Annotated in this window: 15 protein-coding genes and 4 pseudogenes; 5 read left to right on the forward strand and 14 right to left on the reverse strand. The window is 40.8% G+C overall.

Translation table 11 applies throughout. From position 1 onward, the window contains the following. Positions 1 to 396 precede the first annotated feature (396 nt). The 4 genes from OCU36_RS17665 to OCU36_RS17680 all read right to left on the reverse strand — a co-directional run bounded on the left by OCU36_RS17665 (position 397) and on the right by OCU36_RS17680 (position 3,257). The gene (locus tag OCU36_RS17665; protein ID WP_065677818.1) at positions 397 to 582 is read right to left on the reverse strand and encodes a hypothetical protein; all 186 of its coding nucleotides are present in this window, start codon (positions 580 to 582) and stop codon (positions 397 to 399) included. A gap of 422 nt (positions 583 to 1,004) precedes the next feature. Beyond that, a complete protein-coding gene (locus OCU36_RS17670) occupies positions 1,005 to 2,234 on the reverse strand; it encodes an Arm DNA-binding domain-containing protein (protein WP_261839818.1) in 1,230 nt (409 codons plus the stop codon). Continuing rightward, on the reverse strand, positions 2,213 to 2,398 hold the full coding sequence (locus OCU36_RS17675) for a helix-turn-helix transcriptional regulator (RefSeq protein ID WP_261839819.1): 186 nt from the start codon (positions 2,396 to 2,398) through the stop codon (positions 2,213 to 2,215). Before OCU36_RS17675 ends, OCU36_RS17670 begins: the two co-directional genes overlap by 22 nt. 13 nt (positions 2,399 to 2,411) lie before the next feature. Then, positions 2,412 to 3,257 carry a hypothetical protein gene (locus tag OCU36_RS17680; protein ID WP_261839820.1) on the reverse strand — a complete coding sequence of 282 codons (846 nt, stop codon included), beginning with the start codon at positions 3,255 to 3,257 and terminating at the stop codon, positions 2,412 to 2,414. Positions 3,258 to 3,463: 206 nt separating this feature from the next. Between OCU36_RS17680 and OCU36_RS17685 the strand changes: the two genes are divergently transcribed. Next, positions 3,464 to 3,685 carry a helix-turn-helix domain-containing protein gene (locus OCU36_RS17685; protein ID WP_261839821.1) on the forward strand — a complete coding sequence of 74 codons (222 nt, stop codon included), beginning with the start codon at positions 3,464 to 3,466 and terminating at the stop codon, positions 3,683 to 3,685. A 15-nt stretch (positions 3,686 to 3,700) separates the two neighbouring features. Here OCU36_RS17685 and tnpC read toward each other — a convergent pair. The 8 genes and pseudogenes from tnpC to OCU36_RS17725 form a co-directional block, all read right to left on the reverse strand. Continuing rightward, positions 3,701 to 5,052, reverse strand: a pseudogene (gene tnpC / locus OCU36_RS17690) (IS66 family transposase); the annotation flags it as partial. 38 nt (positions 5,053 to 5,090) lie between these two features. Continuing rightward, the gene (tnpB, locus tag OCU36_RS17695; protein ID WP_261839822.1) at positions 5,091 to 5,465 is read right to left on the reverse strand and encodes an IS66 family insertion sequence element accessory protein TnpB; all 375 of its coding nucleotides are present in this window, start codon (positions 5,463 to 5,465) and stop codon (positions 5,091 to 5,093) included. Then, positions 5,462 to 5,779: an IS66 family insertion sequence element accessory protein TnpA gene (tnpA, locus tag OCU36_RS17700; RefSeq protein ID WP_261839823.1), complete on the reverse strand. Its 318-nt coding sequence runs from the start codon at positions 5,777 to 5,779 to the stop codon at positions 5,462 to 5,464. Before tnpA ends, tnpB begins: the two co-directional genes overlap by 4 nt. Before the next feature lie 393 nt (positions 5,780 to 6,172). Next, a pseudogene (locus OCU36_RS17705) lies at positions 6,173 to 6,281 on the reverse strand (IS66 family insertion sequence element accessory protein TnpA); the annotation flags it as partial. A 143-nt stretch (positions 6,282 to 6,424) separates the two neighbouring features. Continuing rightward, positions 6,425 to 7,690: a hypothetical protein gene (locus OCU36_RS17710; RefSeq protein WP_261839824.1), complete on the reverse strand. Its 1,266-nt coding sequence runs from the start codon at positions 7,688 to 7,690 to the stop codon at positions 6,425 to 6,427. After that, the gene (locus OCU36_RS17715; RefSeq protein WP_261839825.1) at positions 7,690 to 10,602 is read right to left on the reverse strand and encodes a site-specific integrase; all 2,913 of its coding nucleotides are present in this window, start codon (positions 10,600 to 10,602) and stop codon (positions 7,690 to 7,692) included. Before OCU36_RS17715 ends, OCU36_RS17710 begins: the two co-directional genes overlap by 1 nt. Beyond that, complete coding sequence (locus tag OCU36_RS17720) at positions 10,596 to 13,025, reverse strand: hypothetical protein (RefSeq protein ID WP_261839826.1); 2,430 nt, start codon at positions 13,023 to 13,025, stop codon at positions 10,596 to 10,598. The genes OCU36_RS17715 and OCU36_RS17720 overlap by 7 nt, the downstream gene beginning before the upstream one ends. Before the next feature lie 13 nt (positions 13,026 to 13,038). Beyond that, positions 13,039 to 13,599: a hypothetical protein gene (locus OCU36_RS17725; protein WP_261839827.1), complete on the reverse strand. Its 561-nt coding sequence runs from the start codon at positions 13,597 to 13,599 to the stop codon at positions 13,039 to 13,041. 291 nt (positions 13,600 to 13,890) lie between these two features. On the opposite strand from OCU36_RS17725, the pseudogene tdh reads away from it, so the two are divergent. Together tdh and OCU36_RS17735 are read left to right on the forward strand one after the other, a co-directional pair. Then, positions 13,891 to 14,052: pseudogene (gene tdh / locus OCU36_RS17730) on the forward strand (L-threonine 3-dehydrogenase); the annotation flags it as partial. Between the two features lie 205 nt (positions 14,053 to 14,257). Beyond that, positions 14,258 to 14,712 (forward strand): annotated as a pseudogene (locus tag OCU36_RS17735) (transposase); the annotation flags it as partial. Here the strand turns inward: OCU36_RS17735 and OCU36_RS17740 are convergent. Together OCU36_RS17740 and OCU36_RS17745 are read right to left on the reverse strand one after the other, a co-directional pair. After that, positions 14,707 to 15,783 (reverse strand): carbohydrate porin, encoded by a 1,077-nt coding sequence (locus OCU36_RS17740; RefSeq protein WP_261839828.1) that lies wholly within the window; start codon positions 15,781 to 15,783, stop codon positions 14,707 to 14,709. The pseudogene OCU36_RS17735 and the gene OCU36_RS17740 overlap by 6 nt on opposite strands. A gap of 621 nt (positions 15,784 to 16,404) precedes the next feature. Beyond that, positions 16,405 to 17,973 carry an MFS transporter gene (locus OCU36_RS17745; protein WP_261839829.1) on the reverse strand — a complete coding sequence of 523 codons (1,569 nt, stop codon included), beginning with the start codon at positions 17,971 to 17,973 and terminating at the stop codon, positions 16,405 to 16,407. A 263-nt stretch (positions 17,974 to 18,236) separates the two neighbouring features. On the opposite strand from OCU36_RS17745, the gene uxuA reads away from it, so the two are divergent. Together uxuA and OCU36_RS17755 are read left to right on the forward strand one after the other, a co-directional pair. Beyond that, positions 18,237 to 19,313, forward strand: coding sequence for a mannonate dehydratase (gene uxuA, locus OCU36_RS17750; protein WP_261839830.1), 1,077 nt, complete (start codon positions 18,237 to 18,239; stop codon positions 19,311 to 19,313). Further along, positions 19,310 to 20,836 (forward strand): mannitol dehydrogenase family protein, encoded by a 1,527-nt coding sequence (locus tag OCU36_RS17755; protein ID WP_261839831.1) that lies wholly within the window; start codon positions 19,310 to 19,312, stop codon positions 20,834 to 20,836. Before uxuA ends, OCU36_RS17755 begins: the two co-directional genes overlap by 4 nt. Positions 20,837 to 20,838: the final 2 nt, after the last annotated feature.

Genomic DNA, 20,838 nt, shown 5'->3' on the forward strand with positions numbered 1-20,838 from the left:
GCCCTCGGCTTCGTTTAAATCAAAAAGTCATCACATATAGTTTTGCTAACTCTGCGATCTCATTTTGATAAACTTTAGTGTTGAGTAAAAGGCTAAGGTTTGCAGTGTTGACTGGCAGATTTAGTGCTAGCCTTAATCATTCTAGCCAGGGAGCGGCGTTATAGGTAATTAAGCTTGTACTAGCGCAAGTAGAGGTCTGGTATCAGTTGCGACAAAGACAAGCTTTACCTTGCACTTTGAATATTCACGTATTAGTAGGTCAATGCAAAGCCTGATGGTTATATCTTTGAGTTAAAAGAATGTAATGAAAAAAGGATTTATCAGATTTTTTGATCTAACTGATGAATGTCCTCTTTATGATCACAAAGCGATTCGGGAACACATCTTTGATCAAACTTAATTTTCAGATATTGAGCTTTCGTTCATGTAATCTAATACAGAAATGGTCAAACTATTGTCCTCCGACAAGATGTACCCTAGGAGTTCTTCTGGTGGCATTCCATTTACTAAAAGATGTATTTTGGCCGCAAGTTCTTTCATTTCTTTCAGAATGTCTGCCGCAACTTGTGCTTGTTCAATCAATTGAAGTGCCTTATAGATAAAGTGGAAATTTAGCTCGTTACTGAACCGCTACGAAATCGATGGACACAAGCATGCCTGTACGATTACCCAACTATTAGCATATTGAGTCATAAAGGAAATTTGATCAAATAATGAGATTCAAGAATGTTGCGAGTAATGACCCTAAGTAAGAATGAAGCAAAACCTTCTCAGAACGAAAGACAAACGACGATAAAAAGCATCGAAAAGTTTCGAGCTTTATTGTCGAGGGAACAAACTATCAATCTTTGTTGTTCCCCAATGTTTTAAAAGGCCAACAAAGTTGGTTTTGGAGGAACCAAGCATACTGAGTTGTGTGGTAAAAAGGTTCGGTTTCGTTAGTTATTAGCGCATCAATGGATAATAAGTGAATCGAGGGGTAGACCTTGGTCAGTGATTTGCTATCACTGACCAGTCGTTTTATGTACTTTACTTAACTCTACCCAAACACGATCGGATTCTTTCTTGTTGGACTCCTGAAGCCACTTGCCGTAGATCTTCGCAACCATTGTAATATCCGCGTGACCCATTTGTTGGGCAAGGTAGCTAATATTGATGTTTGCATGAGTGATCATCCAACTAGCGTAAGTGTGTCGGAGTTGATATTGATTGCGGTACTTTATACCAGCATTATCACAGAGCGAGCGCCAAATTCGACCGATGCCACGAAGCCCGTAGTAATCATAGTCACTTCCTTTTTGAACTCGGACCGCTTTAGGATTGAACACAAAATGGAGTTGTTCACATCTCTTTGCCTTACCGGGTAACTCCACTGCATACTCTTTCGCTGGAAATGAGTCCGTAAGTAGAAGCTGTGACTTTAAAGCTTCAATGGCTGGTGGTAATAGATCTACATGTCTCTCTTTATCGGTTTTGGTTGTTTTCATGCCACGGTCTACATAAGTCGATCTGCGGATGTGGAGCGTGCGCTTTTTAAAGTCGACATCCTCCCATGCTAGTGCACATAGCTCACCAGTTCTAATGCCTGTATAAGCAAACAAGGTAACTATGTTTCGGTGCTGTAACTGCATGCAGTTGGAGATTGCATCATGAACTTCTTCTATTGAGAATGGCTCGATATTCGGCTCACTTTCCTTTACACGAGCTAGGATAGTAGAGAGGTCTCGGGGTACATACTCCATAGTGAAAAGCCATTTAAGAAATGCATTCACCGTGACTAAGTTACGATTAATTGTTCTACCACTGCGGCCATTAACAAGTTCTCTTTTATACTGCGCTAATGATCTAGGTGATAGGGTATCAGTACTGCGGTTACTACCGTAGATCTTGCAGAAATCTCGAAGTACCCAGTCATAACGTTGTAGTGTAGAGCGCCTTACATCTATAGAAACCTCGTCGATGTATTGCGCGGCTAGTTGGCTGATCTGTTGACCTTTAGGCCTCCCAAACCCATGCTTAGAATCAGGGAAATGCTGAGCATAATTGAAAGTGCCAATCTTCATCTCATGCAAGATAGTCTGGCGCTTTCCTGCTGCAAATTTTATGTTCTGCTTAGTTGGACTTAAGCCGAGAGCTTCTCGGTAACGCTTACCTTTGTAATAGAAGACAATTCGTAACGTTGAACCGTGACACTCAATACCCGATGGTAGAGCTATTGATAAGTTCGATGCCATCTGTTCCACTCCTCTATATCGGCCATCCATGTGCCATTCACTTTCTTGAAAACCGTAGATGGATAGACACCTTCGTGAATTCGGTTGCGTAATGTCTTCGGAGAGAGACCAATAAGCCCCGCAGCTTTGTTAAGCGTTATGATGGCTACTTGTGTGTTGTTCATAAAAGCCTCCGATTTATTTGTTCGGAAAGATGCTATCGGATTCAACATAGTGAACTGAGCCACAATAACCTTGTGGGTTTGTTTCACTTGCCTTAGCGTAATTACGGTGGTGCTTGTCAATTAATTTAGAAAGTGGATACATCAAATAGTCCGAGCATGATTGAGTACCCAATTGAATATCATCGTGGACGCAAATACCGCCACTTGTTGACTGGGATAGATGAGAAGAGAGGCAACGAACTTCAACGTGGTTATAGCTACCATCGACTTTATTGATCAGCGTGAGACAAGACCTTCCAACATCGATATTGTCGATAAAGTAGTGATCTGTTAGTAGTAACCCGGCTAGGTGAAGTGCTTTTTGGTCGGTCGTTGGGAGCAGGGCATCAGAAGTTTTAAATAATGACACTGAGGGGTAATGAGAACCGGTTGATAGCTCAACCGTAAGACCGTTAATAAGAGTGTTGCCATTACTATATTGCTTTTCGATCTCTTCAAAAAACATCTGGTAGATCATGTAAGGAATAGTGATTTGTTGCCCAGGTGAATAGCATACGCCATGAGCAGCTAGCCAGTCAGAAAAACCATATTCTGAGAGTCCTAGTGAATTCTTGAACTCGTCTAGACAACCAATGGTCTTATTGAATTTCGTTGTGTTCATGCCACTGTGCAGCAGTTCATCAATCGTCAAAAAAGGAGCTTTACACAGCACCTTTGATACATAGTCAAGTAGGCGAACTTGCTCCTCAGTTACTCCCATGTTGAATACTGGTGTGAAACTGACAGAGCGGGCAAAGGTCTCTTGCTGTTCGAGTAAGTACATTACGGCATTACGTTGGTATTGATTGAGTGTCTTCACTGGTCTACCCCTCAATTAAATTAGCACCCAAAGGTCATTATTAACCCTCTTGAGGTACATAATAGTCCTCGATTATTTGCTGTCAAGGTTCTTTTTGATTCTCTAGGGTGTTATTTTATGGCTATAAAGGTAGGTTAAATTGAAGGAATAGATTTCGGATAGAAATTTTGCGTATAATGAAAAGATAATTCAGCGAAGATATCCCTATGATTAAGTGCCATTTATCGACCATTATGGGGTCGAAAAAATTAAAAGTATCTGATGTAGTACGAGCGTCTGGAATCAACAGAAATACTATTACTCGCCTTTACCATGAAACGAACAATCGGATTGATTTCGATACTTTAGATATTCTTTGTAAGTACTTAAATTGTACGGTGGGGGAGTTACTGGAGCGTGTCGATGAGAGTGATCTAGCAGAAAAATAAGAGCCAAACGTTGCTGATGCTATAAAGCATCGCGCTCGCATCAGCAACGTTTGGAGTGTTAGAGAACAGCCAATTTTTCCTGCCAATGACCAGTGGTTTAATTGCGCGTTCAGCGCGATTATTATCGATAGATAAGTGACCATCGTCGATATAACGAATGAGTTTAGGCCATTGCCCGAGTGTGTACTTTATCGCTTTGCCTAGTGGGCTAGAGCCTATCACCTTCTGGGTTGTCATCCATTGGTAAAGATCATCCAGTATCGGCTTGGCAAGCGCTTGACGCTCTGCTTTTCGCTCTTCGGCAGGCGCACCTTTTAAGCGTGATTCTATCCCGCAGAGTTTTTGGGTTTTAGCCAGCGCCTTATCAGCCTTACCTTTACCTTGAAGTTTCTTCGCGTCCATGAACTTGCGACGAGCATGCGCTAAGCACCCCACATTGGTGACTTTATGAAGTCCATCATAAGCTGCGTAGCCATCGGTTTGTAGATAACCGTTGTAGTCACCTAAACAGTCCACGGGACACGCCCTCGCGCGACTGTTTTGGTAGTCGTACAAGGCGATATTTTTCACATTAGGCAGTGCCGCTTCGGGCGAGTCAGCGCCTGAGCAGTATAGCCACATATAACACTGCTTCTCTTCTTTGAGCACATTGAGCGGCGTTTCATCCGCCTGAACCACCACTTGTTGAAGTAGGTGCTCCTTCAAGGCGGCATACAGCGGGGCGAACTTCTCGCTGACTTGGATGACCCACCTTGCCATCGTAGTGCGTGAGAGATCGATACCCGACTGGGTAAGCAGCGATTCTTGGCGATAAAGTGGCATTGCGTATTGGTACTTACCAAGAGTGATGCTGGCCAACAAACTTTCTGTGGCGAAGCTTTTAGGAATAAGGCTCTGAGGGGATGGTTTCTGAACGATACGGCTGCTGTCGCTTGTTTTCTCGCACTGGCGGCAAGCGTATTTAGGGCGAACATATTCCAACACCTTGAGTACCGCAGGCGTGAACTCAAGCTTCTCGCTACGGTCTTCACCGATTTTATGCAGGTTATGATTGCAGCAAGCGAACGGCTTTTCATGGTCGTCTAAATCGAGTTCGATAACCTCACGAGGTAAGGTCTTAGGCAGAGGTTTACATTTTTCGTTGTGGTGATCGTCGTGACTTCAACTTCTTCTTCCTTAGCGGCTTCACATTCCGCTTCGTTGAAGAGATCACTTTGGGATTCATCGTAAGGCTTTAATGCCTCCGAGCGTTTCGCGAACTGGCGCTCTTGTTTCCACTCATTTTTCTCCGACATCAGAGCGGCTACCATCGCTTGTAGCTCGGCAATATTTTGGCTTTCTGGGTTGATATTTGGCGTCTTTTTCATGGCATTGATTATACTGAAATCGCGCCGTTAACGCTTGGTTAATAAGGCTTTATTCTCGATTGACTCATTGTAAAATAGTTTATTTTCACGGGTTCATGGCCGATAGCTGTGAAGCCTGAAAGCAGTCTATCAAGCTCAAATTGTGTCAGGGTAAACACCTGATTGTTCTCTTTTGAAGGCCACTTATACTTGGCTTTTTCAAGGCGTTTGTACCAGAGGGCGAAGCCTGTTTTATCCCAGTACAGCACCTTAATCTTATCGCGCTGTTTATTGGTAAATAGGAACAGCGCACCGCTGCCAAGAGGCAAGTCCGTGTCATTTTCGATAATCGCGGCAAGACCATTAATGGATTTTCTAAAATCGACGCTTTCACGATAAAGGTAAATGTCTGGCGGGCTGAGCATGCCTTTCATGACAATGCTCCAATGAGTTCAGCAAGATAGGTGGCTGGCGTACCTTGAGGAATGCTCAGTTCCACATCATTGATGGTAAGTGTCATGTTCGCCGTGGCTATCTGCGCCTGATACTTGGTTGTCTTTTCAACGATTTCAGCTTTAACAAATCCGACAGATTCCGATTGGTTTGCTGTTTGGAGTTGACGCCGCTTGGTAAAGAACGTGGATAAACTCAGTCCATGTTGTTCGCAAAAAGCGCGCTGGGTAATATTGCTGCTTTCATATTGTTCAAACAGTGTTTGCCATTCTAGGTTGGTGCGTCGTTTTGCCATTTCAACTCTCCTTTGGGTTGGAGAGTTGATCTTATTCTTCATGCTGAAAGATTAGAATGCGGGGTTCATGACACGCTTACGGACAAAGACATCGAGGCTGTAAGTCCAATGAACCACTTCTGAAGGCCTGAACCAAGGTTTTAGATAAACGGGTAACAAATTCTCAGTGTGTGCGGAGTCTCAGTAAAGAGTAGAAACCCTACAGCTACGTTAGGAATAGGTGGAGAAGTCGGAAACGGATCTGCAACTAACGAAGAGAGGCAAGACACAGTGGCGTTGAAGTTAGGCAGTTCATCTAAGCCAACGAATGTTGGTATACCTTGGAACCGGCGTATGCGACCCACGCTTGTACGGTGGTGTGAGAGAACGGAGGCCGCGAGGCCTGCTCCTACTCGATTGGAGTTGACGCCGTTTGGCAAAGAACGTGGATAAACTCCGCACTGCTGCTTTCATATTGCTCAAACAGTGTTTGCCATTCTAGGTCAGCGCGTCGTTTTGCTATTTCAAATCTCCTTTGGGTTGGATAGTTGATCTTAGTTTTCGTGCTGAAAGATTAGAATGCGGGTTTTATGATGCGCTTACTTTACATCAATATAGAAGTGAAAGTTATCGCAGTGGCTCGTTGTTACGGGTGTCATCAACACATTATTCTTCTTTTAGTAGTAAAACAAAGTGCTTTCTACGTTCATTATTTGTAAAAATGACGCGATTTTTGTCAATGTCAAAGCCCCAGAGTAGTTCGCCGTCAGAATAGTTTAAGACAGAAACCAAAGACCATAAGCTCAAAGATATAGGTGTTGCTAACGTGTTGGGTGGAATCGGCATTGGGTAATCAATAGATGAATGTACATTATCCTGCGAGAGACTAAGAGTCGTGAGATCTGATTGAAAGTGCTGATCTATATGTAACCGAGCTTTTTTTTCATCGTTGGCAACATTGAGGTTTACCAGGGTTTCTTTCAATGTGTGCGTACTAAATGAGTTGAAATACTCATTGTCCAGTGAACGGAATTGTTCGGCAACGCTTGCTCCATCCCAGGTGGGTTGAGTTTGTCTAAAAGCACATTGCCATTGACCTCTAGACAAAGATAAGTGGGACTGACAAATATCAACCCGAACTGAGCCTGAAACCTGACTTAGCAGACCCGTTAATTTGCTAAGGGCAGATATGTTGATGTGTGCCAGTCGGTTATTATAGGCGAAATTTTGTGTATCGCATTGTATATCAAGCTCTTGGCTGGCAAACCATTGAGATTTCCGTGAATACAAACTGATGTAATTATGTGACTCATTTATTTTAGGCTCTAGAATTAGCTCGCAGCTTTTAAATTTGTTGTTATCCGGTTTGATGTCGCCTCCTTCTTTAGCCAATAGCTCAATCAATTTGAGCTCTTTGCAGAGCGTCGCTGCATCGACTTTAAACGAGCACTCATTGCCATTAAATAGAAAATCATATTCATTGAGTTTTCGATGCTCGATAGATTGAATACTGTAACGTGGACCCGTTCTATTCGTGATCTTAGGAGTATATGCTGGTGGCTCAAAAAGTGATATTTGTGATGGGTGAGTTTCTTGGTAGGTTGCAATATAGATTTTATTTTCATCTGGCAGTCCCAGCCATACAGGTTCATTAACGCCTACCTTACTAAGTATTGAAACGAACCCCCGAGCGGGCACCTCTAAATAGCGGTTTTTGAGAAGAGTAGATTGTACGATTGGCCACCGATAAGTCGCATAGAGACCTGAGTGAACGGATAAGTGAGTGCTGATTTCAAGAACTTGTTTTTGGACATCAATATATACACCAAAATAAACGTGGGTGGAGTCAGTCCCAATAATGGCTCTGACCATGAACTCTAATAATTTAATTCTACCGCCTACTTCTAACACGAGACTGTTGCGACATTCCATTAGTACCCTTTATCCTTTACAAAAATGAGAAAATCAAAGTAATCAATGATTTGTTTGATAATTAGTTCAATATGAATCCATAATGGCCACCTAAGCCGATAAGGACGCAATGCAGCAGTGAGTTGCCCACTGATTTCAATTTCAAAAATAGGCGAACCAAATTTTTGTATTAGCTTTTGCCACTGATCTATTGATGTGGAATGAGCGTCCCCGACCAACTTGATGGCAATTGGTTGCAGGTTGAGTGATTGGTAAATGGTCAAAGCGTTGTGTAACTCTCTATACTGGGTAATGTCTCGTTTTTGGCTGAGCAACCGAAGAAATTTTTCGCATCGGTTTCTCATTCTGTTTAAGTTTTTGAGAGGCTTGGTGTGCCATGTGTCTAGGTGCAACGATAATGTCAACCACGCACTGGCTTCGTTAGCTTTGGGGATGAATACGTTAGGAGCGCACTGAGTGGATTGTAACCATGCAATTAAAGTACTGTTGCAGTCTTTATCGTCAGCGTGATGATGCAGTTTTACGAGCTCAGTCGTGTAAACGGAAAATGGGAGATTACTACTAATACGGGGGGCATTGTCGACGAACGTTGTCGAAATATCGTAATAAGTGCTCACACCCCAATGGTGTTTGACCCAATGGCGTAGAGAGTCTAGATGAACAATACCAGTTAGGCTTCTGTCGTTTTCCGATTGAAATAGCTGTTTTTGACGCTCGAAGCCATAATTTGAGTCTGATGTCCAATAGCGAAGGGCTGCTTTGGTGACAGGACGCGGCTTTGCGTTGATTACGATAGAGACCCAGTCTAATAAATGAAGGTAGCTTCCAATCGTTATTGAAGGCGACGCATGACCGAGTTGGCTACTCACCCAACTGAGTATAGAAAAATACGGTGTTAACCTCTGACCACATATTTTGAATGACTGTTTGATTTTTTCTCTCTGTTCACTGGAAAATAGAACGTGTTGATTGAAGTGTAATTTCGGTTCAATGGGAGGTTTAAAGGCTATGACCGACAATAAATAGGTCCAATTGTTAGCAGTACAGTGTCGTAATGAATGTGTGACCAAATCAGGATCTTTGAGTTCATCTCTTAGGTACTCGATAAATATCTTCTCTTGATTAGCATACAAAGATGAATCAAAAAGCGTATTATCTTCGTCCTGTGTTGACCTTAAAATGATACGACGCTCGTTTATTAAAGTGCTGATACTTTTAAGTGCATGATTTGGAATCAGCGCCAATGGGATCTTCCGGTGCGCGTTTTTTGACTTTCGTTTTTTAGCATCAGTAACATAAAGCAATCCGGTATTGAAATCGATGTCCATTATTTGTAATGAAAGCGCTTCATCTTCTCTTAACCCTGCGTAGTAACAAAGCTGCATAAATACGACAATCGGAAGAGGGCTATGGGCATGAGGTGGGTAATAACGACGACATAAAGCATCAAACATGGCTGGCGGAATATAATGTACGCGGGTTAGTTGTTCATGATGAGAGAGCTCTAAAGCGTCGACCTCAATCCTAGGAAAGTCATCGAATTGTCTACAGTACGTTAGGAATCGAATAACGGTACGTTGTCTATCGTTGTTTTTTAATGCATCAAGCCCATATTGGCATCGCGCTTCAAGCTCATGCAGTGGCAGATCTAACACCCCATCCTCAAATCCTGCGACCTTAATAAAAACACTAATGGCCGATTGATAGGTGAGCAGTGAGTCAACAGCAAGTGTGGCCTTCCAAGGTGATCCATATAGAAAAAGGCTCGTTATCCAGTGAACGGGTAGTGCAATTGTCCAATGGTGCCTTTCATTCTGTATGCGTATTAGTGAAGACTTACAGTACTTGGCAGCGGCACTTCTCCGATCTTGAGTTGGGGATTGAGTTTTAAATTGTTCAAGTGCTTCCCTAAGTTGTCGATGAGTATTTTTCGACCTTGATTTATCTTCGCTGGTGAGAGTGTTATTCCAAATAATGCTACTGGTAGGCAAAACTTTAGGTGATGGTCTACTTGGCTCTGGGTTCTCAACTACCGTTCCTGCAAATGTTCTTACGAAGGTATGCGGTTTTAATGGGTGATGATTTTGCCATAAATGACTTATCCCTTCAGAACGGTCTAGTATCGACAAATTCTGTACCATCGCATCGATGGGTAGTGCCTCGATAAGTGTTGCGATGTGCTGTGGGTACTGGAATTTAGCGAATGTTTTCCAGTCTATTAAGCTCTCCTTAAGCCGTATTTTTTGACGTGAACAAGGCAGTGCGTTCATGGTCAATTGTACGCGTCTTAATGCGAGAATCGCCTCTTCTACTGCGTAGATTCGTCGATTTGAATTGGGGAGTAATGTACTGACAATAGGGTAAGTACCAATAATTGTTTGCCATGCTTCGTTCGGTAGCATAATGAGCGCCTCTAACTCCTGCATTGTTTTCAATTCACAGCGATAGGCTACGGTTAAAATCGCATGCCCTAGACTTGCGCTCTCGATATTGACAAGTGGTACAGCTGACACCTTCGATGTAGGGTGATGGTTGAAAAGACAATCCTTTAATGCCTCGATAACCCTTATAGGGGGAGTGGTGTCATTAAATAGAGGTTTCTCATCTCGAAGTGGCAGGGAAACAGTAGGGCTGAATAGATTTGGATTTAGCTGCTGGTGAGCCTCATACAAAGTGATAAGTACATGGCTAGTGGCGCGCAGTTCATGTGCAGTTTCCGCTTGCGCCGTGAGCAGCTTTGCTAGTTTTTTAAGAATGTGTTTCGGTAAATCGACATTTTTGTAAAATAGGCGAGATTCCAATTTATAAGCTCGATGAATGACGATAATGAGTGCATCTCTAAGCTCGGAAGGCTCCGTATCAGGCAGTGCTGTGTCAATTTTGAAAATCCACTCTTCTAGACTACCTAACATCCGCCCCCCTTAGGTTTATATTGCCGCATTTTGTTCGTGATAATGACATCCCATTTTTCTACTGATGCCCAGAAACCATGAGTATGGTTAGCAGCATTGTAATGCTTGACTTTTTTTTGCATTCGCCGTTGTACTTCTACCGAAGTACTTATCGAGCACAATGAGAATTCGCCTAAAGTATTCTGCCCACGCTTGTAGTGATTCATTTTCTGATTGAGTTCGCTCTGTTGAAAATCACCATGGGGCTCTAATGCTATTTGGATAATTTGATGTGCGCATAAGTGACGAAAACTACCAGGGTCAATTGGTGCGAGGTATCTCTCACTTAATCGACTAATGACTTGAGGAGACATCGCTTGCCACTGGTCATCAATCAGCACAGACAAACAGGGGGCGTGAGAAGGGCAATAATGAGGCCTGAGATTTTGAGAAAATTTCTGATAGTCTTGCAGCAATCCTGATAACTCTTCAGATAATATAAGTAGTCTTCTTTCTTCATTATGGTGTACTCGTTTATCTTGCACTACCATGATGCCCGCACTCCAGGCGCAGTTTTTATCGAGGGGGTAAGGGGCTTTTACGGGGCGCAGTGCAAGCTCAACCGCAGTGCGAATATGCAAGTACAATCCAATCCGTTGTGAGCAGTCAGTGTCAGAGATTTGTCTATCTTGGCTTTCTATTGGTGAGAGTAATGCTTCAAATAAGTCTCGAAAAAGCGTATCTCTGAGAGTAATCGCACTGCCGATCTGCTGATGAAAAGTGTCATTAAGAGTCGAACCACTGTCTGTTTGTGAAGACCATCCAAGCTCATTAGGTACGCCAACAAGCGTTATAAAATGAAACCAATGCCGATTAAGCAAAGATGAAAACGCGGATGTTTCAACATTCACATAGTGCATGAGTACGCTGCCATTTTGATTCAAGTAGTCGCTCCACACCGAAGGCAATGATTGTGCATAAAAGTGCTGAAAGGCATGGAATAGAGCATTTGGGGTTACTTTAAAAGGGAAGGTTGGTTTGCTTTCTTTTATTAAAGTTGAGAGCCATTTATTTTGTTCACTAGCAGATCGAGCAAGCGCCGAATCAAGTGAGATGTTGTGTCGCTTATTTGCGGGCAATGTTCGTAATATCAGATTCAACAGCGTCCCTAAAGGCCAAGGAAGTTTGAGTTCAATATAAGTTTGGTTTGAGTAATACTGTTTGGCTCCCTGTGGGGCTTGCTTACCCTTGAATAAGTGGCGAGTAGATAATCGAAGTGAGGATGCACAGTCTCCTTTTTTATCAAGGATGTAGGTAATAGAGGTGTCTTCTGGTGAGTCTCCGAGTTTATTGGCTTGATTGAATAATATGGGATTGAATTTGATGTTCCCTAACAATAACCGTAAGAAAAATAGAAACCAACAAATACGATCTTCCTCGGTAAGCCGATTGAGTTGATTCGTAAAAAGTTCGGGGCAATGATGAGTTAGCCAGCATTGCAATTCGCTCGGTGTTAGTGCTGCCATACTCATTGGCAGTTTTTGGTTGTTCCGAGCAATAGCGTTCTCAACTCCAACTCGATGAAATTGATAGTGTCTTTTTGCTTGATCGTGGGTTAATGAAGGTGAGCCTTTGAATGTGGGATCGTCTAATTCATAAAAAGCACTTTTTTCATTGCCATCTCTATCTACAGGGGTACAAACAGTGATTGATTGACCCAGCGCTGTCGTCATGTTGTCTTTGTATTCATTGTCACTTTTATATGGGTGGTATGGTTTCCGTTTTCGAGTTGGGTGAGGTGGGGAAATAAAATAGTGACTGAACCTACGCAGTTCAGGGGATGAGCGGCATAAGTTTGACAGTTCAATTTGAGACAGCTCTTTAATGTCACTTAATATGACGGTATCTTCTTGAGATAATGTTCGCCTCGCATTATCAAAGTCCAATAATTGTTCATAAGTCAGATTTTCCATGCAGAGTTGCAAGCGTGCTAGCAGCCAGAGCCAAGTATTCTTTTGCCCTTCATCTGGTATGGAGTGGATAAAAAGCAGTGTGCTGTAGAGTGGGTAGTCGGTGAGGTGTGTATTTAGTTCAGACCTCTTAGCATTGCATGGAATAGTTCTGATATCTTGATTATTAATAGACATGCAATGGCATAGTTCATCAATGCAATTTTTTAATAGGTATAGTCGATTCTGTTGCAACTGGTTAGGGTGATTTGTAAGTTGAACATGGATATCTAACCAGCGATAGATAATGCTCTTATAAGAGTCGATAAAGCGAATACTGGCAGGAGTAGGGCACAGTTGCCATAAATAATTGAGACCTATTCGCCTATGTTCTATGTGCAGAGTGCTTGCAAACTCTGGAGATAGGAAGTCTAGATAGACTCCTGATTGGGTTAAATCGACTGGAAATACGTTAGATTGTTGTAGAAACCACATAGCAATCTTCCGTTCATTTTTTAGTGTTATTTGAAGGTATTTGTCGCGTCACTTTTTGCCACGTGAAATCGCCGGAGTGGATATGTGCTTCTGGAGATATTTCTTGTGATTCAGTTAATTGCTTATGATGCCGACGCAGCAAACTACGCTCACAATTTATTAGTTGGGCCCACTGTTTTTGGTTTAAGAAGGGAGAGTAGTCACTGTTGATTTGCTCTTTCCGTTTTTGTTCGAGTCCATAGAGATCTTTATTATTTATGGAAGACAGGTGTTTAAGGATGAGTCGTGTATAGATATGTTGGTTAACTTCAGCGATGCTATTGACTACTTCAACAGTGATAGAGACTATTTGCGTTTCTGGATAATGAGAACGAAGCCAGAGGAGTTCATCGAGGTACTCGACAGGGTAGAGTTTTCTTCTGTATTGAACGACTTTTATTGGGCTTATGCAGGCGATAAGGCAGTCTAAAACATGCGGATGTGCAGTAAGGTGATTCAAGTAACGAGCGATTTCATCATGTGGATATATCTCAGTCTGGATGTTGATTTTTTTTAATGAGATTGCCGTTACCATAAATGCCCCACCTAACCGCACAGTGTTATGTAACGTTTATGTTACCAGACTTATTTATGAGACGTAAAGGTTTTTGGTTGAAATTTAACCGCAATGAAAGAGGGAGGACTGTTAAAAACAGAGTTTTTCAGTTAAGCAACGTTTTAATTATGCAGCATAAATGCAACATTATAAGTCAGGTTTTTGCTTAACATTTAAGATTTTTGTTTTAAATTTATCGCCCCAAATTCGCCCCAAATAGAGGTTGTTTTATAGCAAGCTATTGAAATTAAATTACTTTTTTTCTTGGTTCGTAAAATGTTCGAAACTTGGTACAAGATGGCTTCACTAATCCAGTCAGGTCTAGATCTAACGCCAATCATTACTCACCACTACAAAGTGGACGACTTCCAGAAAGGCTTCGACATGATGCGTTCTGGTATGTCAGGCAAAGTCATTCTTGATTGGGAATAGCGCTAAAATAGTAGACGGTTTAGCTCTCTATTGACGTTCAAAAACAGTTAAATGTTAAAATTAGCCTCAATTTAGCCCCAAATTGCCCTAAGGTTGTTGGAGGTTAAAATGGGGCTTTTATGTTTATATTTGAGTTGGTTAGAACGGCGATGGTATGGGTAAAGCGAGAAGAAGATAATCTAATTAGGCAGAGTACAGTAAGGCTCTGTACAAACGAGGTTCGGTTAGGTTCTGGGTAGATGACTCGGACCCGTCATGGTGAGCGCATTATAGGCTTCCAGTACTCAGGTACAGCGATTGAAATCGCCTTGGTGGTTAAGGATACTTAAGTGTGCCTTAAGGCTTTGTCGACTCGACGGACCTCAAAGTCTTTGGTTCATGGAAAGTGAAAAAGCATAGTGCAAAAAACGCAGAACATGCGCAAATTGCACTTAGCTGTTGATGTCGACAACTATGAAACTATCAGTGTTGAAGTTAGCCATTGTCAATGGTGGCAATAGTGTGAAGTGCATACTACCTACATTACCCAACACACTACGCAGAAAGGTCACCACCGTCTCTGTCTATGGAGCATATGATACCAAACATTACCACGAGACTTTGGAAAAGAAAGGTTGTATCCCGTTGATACCGCCTCGAAAGAATACAGCCCTATTAGAAATAGTACTTTAAGCGTAAGCGTGTGCCCAAATCATTAGCACTTTTTTCTGTATCATTTTGAGAGTATTGAGAATAATAAGCACCTAAGTAGGTATCAAAATTATCAAATCCTAGCACCTGTTTGAATTCATATGACGTATAAAAGGTATCAAGTGAACCAGATGGTCTATTTAATATACCATTCTTATTAACATCATTTATGCCCTTAATATAGCCCAAACCAAATCCATATACTGTAGTATTAACTCCTATAGAGCGGTCTGTTTCATCTTCAGCATTCATTTGAGCATAGTTAGCTAGTACTGAAAAGTTATCTGTAGAATAACCTGTCGTTACACCAAAACCAATTCGTTTGCCGATGTCTTTACCATTAACGACGATAGTGTCTGAAAGCACTTGGGCTTCCATACCTCCTGAAATGGTGAAGCCTTCATTTGTGTATGTAACTACAGGACGAACATACAGAGAATCATCAATTGTTGTTTTTGTTATGTCTGCGATATCAGAGCGTTTGCCAAACACAGTAGAAACTTCAACTGTAATATTCTCAAAATATTGAGTTATCATTATTTGCCCCGCTTCTTTTGCTCGACCGCGTCCTTCTTTCATTTCATAAAGATAGAAATTTGGTGTCAAAATTGAATTGTCTGCAGCATCACCTGCATTATTGACAAAAATATCCTGCCCTTTAGGGAATAGGTCGGCGGCTTCAAAACGTCCCACTTTAAAATCAGTGTTATTTCGTGACAGGTTTAGCCACACATCATCGACTCCGACTTCACCTTCGGTATTATACGTAGGATTAAACTTGAATGATAAAGTATTAGATCCAAGCGTTTTTTCTCCCTCAACTGCAAAAGATATACGACCGTCCTGATTGAAACTTGTACCTGGGTCAGTTACTTTTAATCCATTTTCTGTATCAGTTTTTCTAGCGTTAAAGTTTAATTCGACATCACCACTAAAAGTAACTTGTCCGCCTTTTGCATAATCAAGAGTCGTGCCTGCTGCATAACTTGATGAGGCTAGAATAATAGAACTAGTTAATAAACTTAATTTCACTGCTTTCATTTTATACTTCCTGTTTATATTAAATGCGATTAACTTAAGGCTTTGATGCCTAATTCAAATTGAAGGGAGGTGCGTATTCATTACACCAAAGGTTAACGAATCTCAATGTGCTTTATTTTTGACAGACACGCTCTGTGTGATGCTAATCACCTTTGTGTGTTTTTAACGCGTGTTAAATATCTCTATCGATCTCCTGTTTTATACCGTTTTACAAAAGCTAGCGAGCCAACAAAAAACTATTTAAATGAAGATTCGCATACTAGCGCTTGCACACTTTAAAGAAGGCCACTCGCGTACTCAAATTGCCAAATATCTTCTAGTTAACTGAACCAGTGCGAATAAATGAGGTAACCTTTTTTTGAAGAAGGTTTGGAAGGACTTCAAGAGAAAGCCCGCGCAGTTAGATGTTCCTACTTCAATGAAGAACAACGACAACAACTCAGCGAATTTATAAAGAAAGAAGCCTAATCACCTTCTGGCGGGTGTCTTGTCGATAGCGATATACATGACTATATCGTTAAACACTACCACCCTAATTCCATCTATTATCTCCTCGACCACATTAGGTTTTCTTGGATAACTTCTCGTTCAAAACACACTCGGGCTTATATTCAGGGATATCTATATTGTTTTAAGTTCGACTTTTTCTTGTATATTTTCTGAGTGATCAACAAATAAAGTATTATTCCCCCAAACTTCTTCATATTTATATCCAGTTAGATCTTCAACCACAGTGCGACTTTCATCTGTAACATCAGCCATTGAACCACCACTTTTCAAACGGTCAATCTCAGAGATAAGTATGCTATGTGTATGCTTATTTAGGTTATATTTGAAAACTGTAAATAACGCGACGAATAAGCCACCCACGACGCCAACACAAAGTATCCATGCCATCATAGTATTCAATGATTCTGGTTGTGCACTTGAGTTTTTCACTAGCCCACCTAAATCAAGCAATACCCCTAATAACATCATGCTTAGTGCTTGGGTAAATTTTCTCATCAATGTCATGAATCCCGCATAAGTCCCTTCACGACGCTGTTTGGTTACAACCTCATCAACATCAGGAATAAATGAGTATAAGCTCCATGGTAAGAAATAAAGAGGACCTTTAAACACCACAAAGAATACCGTAGTAATAGATATAATGGTCGTCATCATAGTTGAATCGAAGTCGGTATAAGAAAGCAATGTAATTATAATAATGGATAATAATACTACTCCATAGCAGATCGTAAACATCTTTCTTGGACCTAACTTAATTAAGAACCATGCTGATAAAAAACCTAGAGGTAAAGATATAAAACCACCTAAAGCCATGCTGTCTGCGACTACCACTTTATTTAAATTAAGTGAATATAGAACCCAAAAAACAAATATCCCACCGAATAAATCTAATGCCGTAAAAGAGCTAATGTAAATGACGAGATGTTGACGCCACGCTCGGATTTTTAATGTGGAAAATGATTCATATATAGTTGATTTGATCAGTTGCCAAGCAACACCTTTTTTAGATTTATCTATATTTAACCTAGAAACCTCTTCAATGTTACATGTCTCATCTATATCACTACGTTCCCATGTGCATAGATAAGTAACAAGAAATGCTATTGCAAATATAATGCTAAATATAATTGCGTTATAGAAAAAGACGTCTGGGTCATGTTCACCTAAGTATTTGAATAGCTGTCCTGGAATAAAGTTTGCTAATGTATATGCTAATCCAGCCCAGATAAATCGCCAGTTAGCCATGTATGAACGACTATTAAAGTCTGTTGTCATTTCAGTTGGCAGTGTTTCCCAAGGAATTAAAACCATAGTTGCAACAGTTTCTATTGCTATGATCATTAACAAATAATAAAGATAGGGCATGTCAGTAACCCAAAGTGCAGCATAAATAGGCACTAAAGGTATTGCTAGCAATAAGAAAAAACGTCTACGCCCGAAGCGACGGCCTAGTCGAGTCATACCAAATTTATCAGATATCATCCCCATGATTGGATTTAAACCAGCATCAAGAATTCTTGAAATAGCAAAAATTGATGCTGCTTGTGTTGCGGATAACCCAGCATAAGTAGTTAAAAAAATCATGTACCAAGCAGAAATAACAGCAAATGCTCCACTGCCAAATAAGTCGGTCATACCATAACCGACATAGGTTAACTTATTGAACTTTTTCTTCTTCATAATCTCGCTCTGCAATTTATGTTTAAATTATTTTCAATCGATAAGTTATTTATCTTATAGAACGAGAATATATTCATGTACCCAGTTGTTGCTGTGATGGTAATCACGTAAATCATTTATGGTAATAAATCATAAAAGCGATGTTAAAAATATGAATTCTTAAGGTGTTTCATTATTCGTTACAATTAACACATAGGTTTTAACTAGTTGAAAAATGTAAAACCTCAGTTTACTAATTAAACGTGATATTAAGGATGTAGCATATGAAAATGAATTTTCGCTGGTACGGTGAAGGCAATGATGAAATAAGTTTAGACAAAGTAAAACAAATCCCAGGTGTCGAAGGCATTGTTTGGTCATTACATGATATGGCGGCTGGGGAGTTGTGGCCCGAAGAGAAGGTGAAGCAAGCCATTAACTATATCCAGCAGCATGGTTTTAATGCCGATGTGGTTGAAAGTGTTAACATTCACGAAGACATAAAGCTAGGCTTAGGATCACGAGACCAATACATTGAAAAATATAAAGAAACATTACGGTTACTTGGTAAATATGGAGTAAAAGTTGTTTGTTATAACTTTATGCCTGTTTTCGATTGGACACGAAGTGATTTATATAAAGACCTACCTGATGGTTCAAATGCGTTATTTTTTGAAAAAAGCAAGATATCTAAAATAGACCCGATTGAACTTATCGAAGATATGGCTAAAAATACTGATGTCACCATGCCTGGTTGGGAGCCGGAACGACTATCTCATTTACGAGAAACTTTCAAAAAATATGAAGGGTTTACCGCGGAAGATTTATGGTCAAATCTGAAACACTTTTTACAAGAAATAATCCCTGTTGCTGAAGAGTCAGGGATAAAAATGGCTATTCACCCTGACGATCCTGCATTTCCAATCTTTGGCTTACCTAGAATTATTACCAACAAGGAAAATATTGGCCGATTCCTAAAGTTGGTCGATAATCCACATAACGGTCTGACAATTTGTACGGGCTCACTTGGCTCTATTGCTAATGACTTAGTTGATATTATTGATAGTTTCCATGATCGTATTCACTTTATGCACATTAGAAATGTCAAACGCTTCGACAACGGGGACTTCATTGAAAGTTCACACCGTACTTGTGATGGATCTGTTGATATCACAGGTGTCGTTCGAGTACTGCATAAACATAACTATGAAGGCTATGTAAGACCGGATCATGGTCGTCATATTTGGGGTGAGGAACAATGGTCTCGTCCGGGATATGGTTTATATGACCGAGCACTCGGCATCATGTACATCCATGGCACTTGGGACTCGTTAGAGCAATTAAAAGGTGAAAAGGCATGAATACAATTCGTAATTTCGCAGCGTTAACTTCTCATGCTGAACAAAACGATATTCAATTACAGTTACCCAAATACGATCGCAGCAAATTAGAAACCAAAATTGTTCACTTTGGTTTCGGGGCTTTTCATCGCGCTCACCAAGCGTTAATTCTGGATGAATTACTTAATCGTCAGGGTTCATCACAGTCACTTTGGGGCATTTGTGAGGTTAACCTATTAGGTAATAATGAATTAATAGAACAGCTCAGAACGCAAGATCATCTATTCAGTGTGCTAGAAAAAAGTCCTGATGGTGACACAGTTAAAGTGATTGGTAGTGTAAAAGAGTCACTAACACTCTCTCTCGATGGGTATCAAGCCATTCTAAATAAATTATGTGAGCCACAAATCTCGATTGTTTCAATGACGGTGACCGAAAAAGGCTACTGTATTGATGCAGCAACGGGGAAATTGGATCTATCGCATCCTGTAATTCAAGCTGACTTAGCGACACCAGAGCAGCCTACATCAATGCTTGGCTTTCTTGTCATTGCACTCAAGTTGCGTAAAGATTCAGGTTTAGCGCCTTTCTCCATTATGTCTTGTGACAACATTCAAGAAAATGGCCATATTACCCGTCAAGCCGTGTTGGATCTGGCCACTGCCCAAGACCCAGTATTGGCTGTATGGATTGATGAAAATGTCACGTTCCCCAACACTATGGTTGATCGAATCGTGCCTGCTATCACACAACAAAGTCTAGATGATATTACTCATTCATTAGGTTTGAACGACTCTGTCGGTATTGCTTGTGAACCTTTTTTTCAATGGGTAATTGAAGATAACTTTGTTAATGGCAGACCAGATTGGGATAAGACGGGTAACGATAAGATCTGCGCGCAATTTGTCGGAGATGTTCTACCTTTTGAAACCATGAAACTGCGTATGCTTAATGGTAGTCATTCCTTCTTGGCTTATCTTGGTTATTTATCTGGGTACAAGACCATTTATGAAACGATGCAAGATAGTCGATTTAAACAAGCAGCTTTAAATCTTATGTTAGATGAACAAAAACCAACGCTCAGTGTTCCTGCAAGTTTTGACTTGCAAGGTTATGCTCTATCATTGGTTAATCGATATTCTAATCATAAAATTGAGCATAAAACTTGGCAAATCGCTATGGATGGTAGCCAAAAACTGCCTCAGCGCGCACTAAAGTCCATAGAAGAACTTATTCAAAATAATAAGAATTACCGCTACTTGGCATTACTAGTTGCGGGATGGATCCGTTATGTCCGTGGTGAAGATGAAGATAATCAACCTATTGATGTTCAAGATCCTTTAGCCAAAGAACTCAAAGCACTTGCAACTGAGCATTCATCTTTAACGGGCTTGGATCTAGTGAATAGATATCTTAATGTTAGTCAAATCTTTTCTCAGAGCTTAACTAACAACAAAGCCTTTCAAATTGAGGTGTCTTCTTTCTACCAAGCTTTGTGTGAGAAAGGTGCGAAAAAGACCGTTCATGACTTAGTCAATCTTTAAAC

The organism is Vibrio artabrorum (assembly GCF_024347295.1).
In the GTDB taxonomy this organism is placed as follows: domain Bacteria; phylum Pseudomonadota; class Gammaproteobacteria; order Enterobacterales; family Vibrionaceae; genus Vibrio; species Vibrio artabrorum.

Coding starts and splice junctions, on each gene's coding strand:
- OCU36_RS17670 (WP_261839818.1), bottom strand. CDS start 2,234: ATGGCATCGAACTTATCAATAGCTCTACCATCGGGTATTGAGTGTCAC.
- uxuA (WP_261839830.1), top strand. CDS start 18,237: ATGAAAATGAATTTTCGCTGGTACGGTGAAGGCAATGATGAAATAAGT.
- OCU36_RS17755 (WP_261839831.1), top strand. CDS start 19,310: ATGAATACAATTCGTAATTTCGCAGCGTTAACTTCTCATGCTGAACAA.
- OCU36_RS17710 (WP_261839824.1), bottom strand. CDS start 7,690: ATGGAATGTCGCAACAGTCTCGTGTTAGAAGTAGGCGGTAGAATTAAA.
- OCU36_RS17725 (WP_261839827.1), bottom strand. CDS start 13,599: ATGGTAACGGCAATCTCATTAAAAAAAATCAACATCCAGACTGAGATA.
- OCU36_RS17740 (WP_261839828.1), bottom strand. CDS start 15,783: ATGAAAGCAGTGAAATTAAGTTTATTAACTAGTTCTATTATTCTAGCC.
- OCU36_RS17685 (WP_261839821.1), top strand. CDS start 3,464: ATGATTAAGTGCCATTTATCGACCATTATGGGGTCGAAAAAATTAAAA.
- tnpA (WP_261839823.1), bottom strand. CDS start 5,779: ATGGCAAAACGACGCACCAACCTAGAATGGCAAACACTGTTTGAACAA.
- OCU36_RS17715 (WP_261839825.1), bottom strand. CDS start 10,602: ATGTTAGGTAGTCTAGAAGAGTGGATTTTCAAAATTGACACAGCACTG.
- OCU36_RS17745 (WP_261839829.1), bottom strand. CDS start 17,973: ATGAAGAAGAAAAAGTTCAATAAGTTAACCTATGTCGGTTATGGTATG.
- OCU36_RS17675 (WP_261839819.1), bottom strand. CDS start 2,398: ATGAACAACACACAAGTAGCCATCATAACGCTTAACAAAGCTGCGGGG.
- OCU36_RS17720 (WP_261839826.1), bottom strand. CDS start 13,025: ATGTGGTTTCTACAACAATCTAACGTATTTCCAGTCGATTTAACCCAA.
- tnpB (WP_261839822.1), bottom strand. CDS start 5,465: ATGAAAGGCATGCTCAGCCCGCCAGACATTTACCTTTATCGTGAAAGC.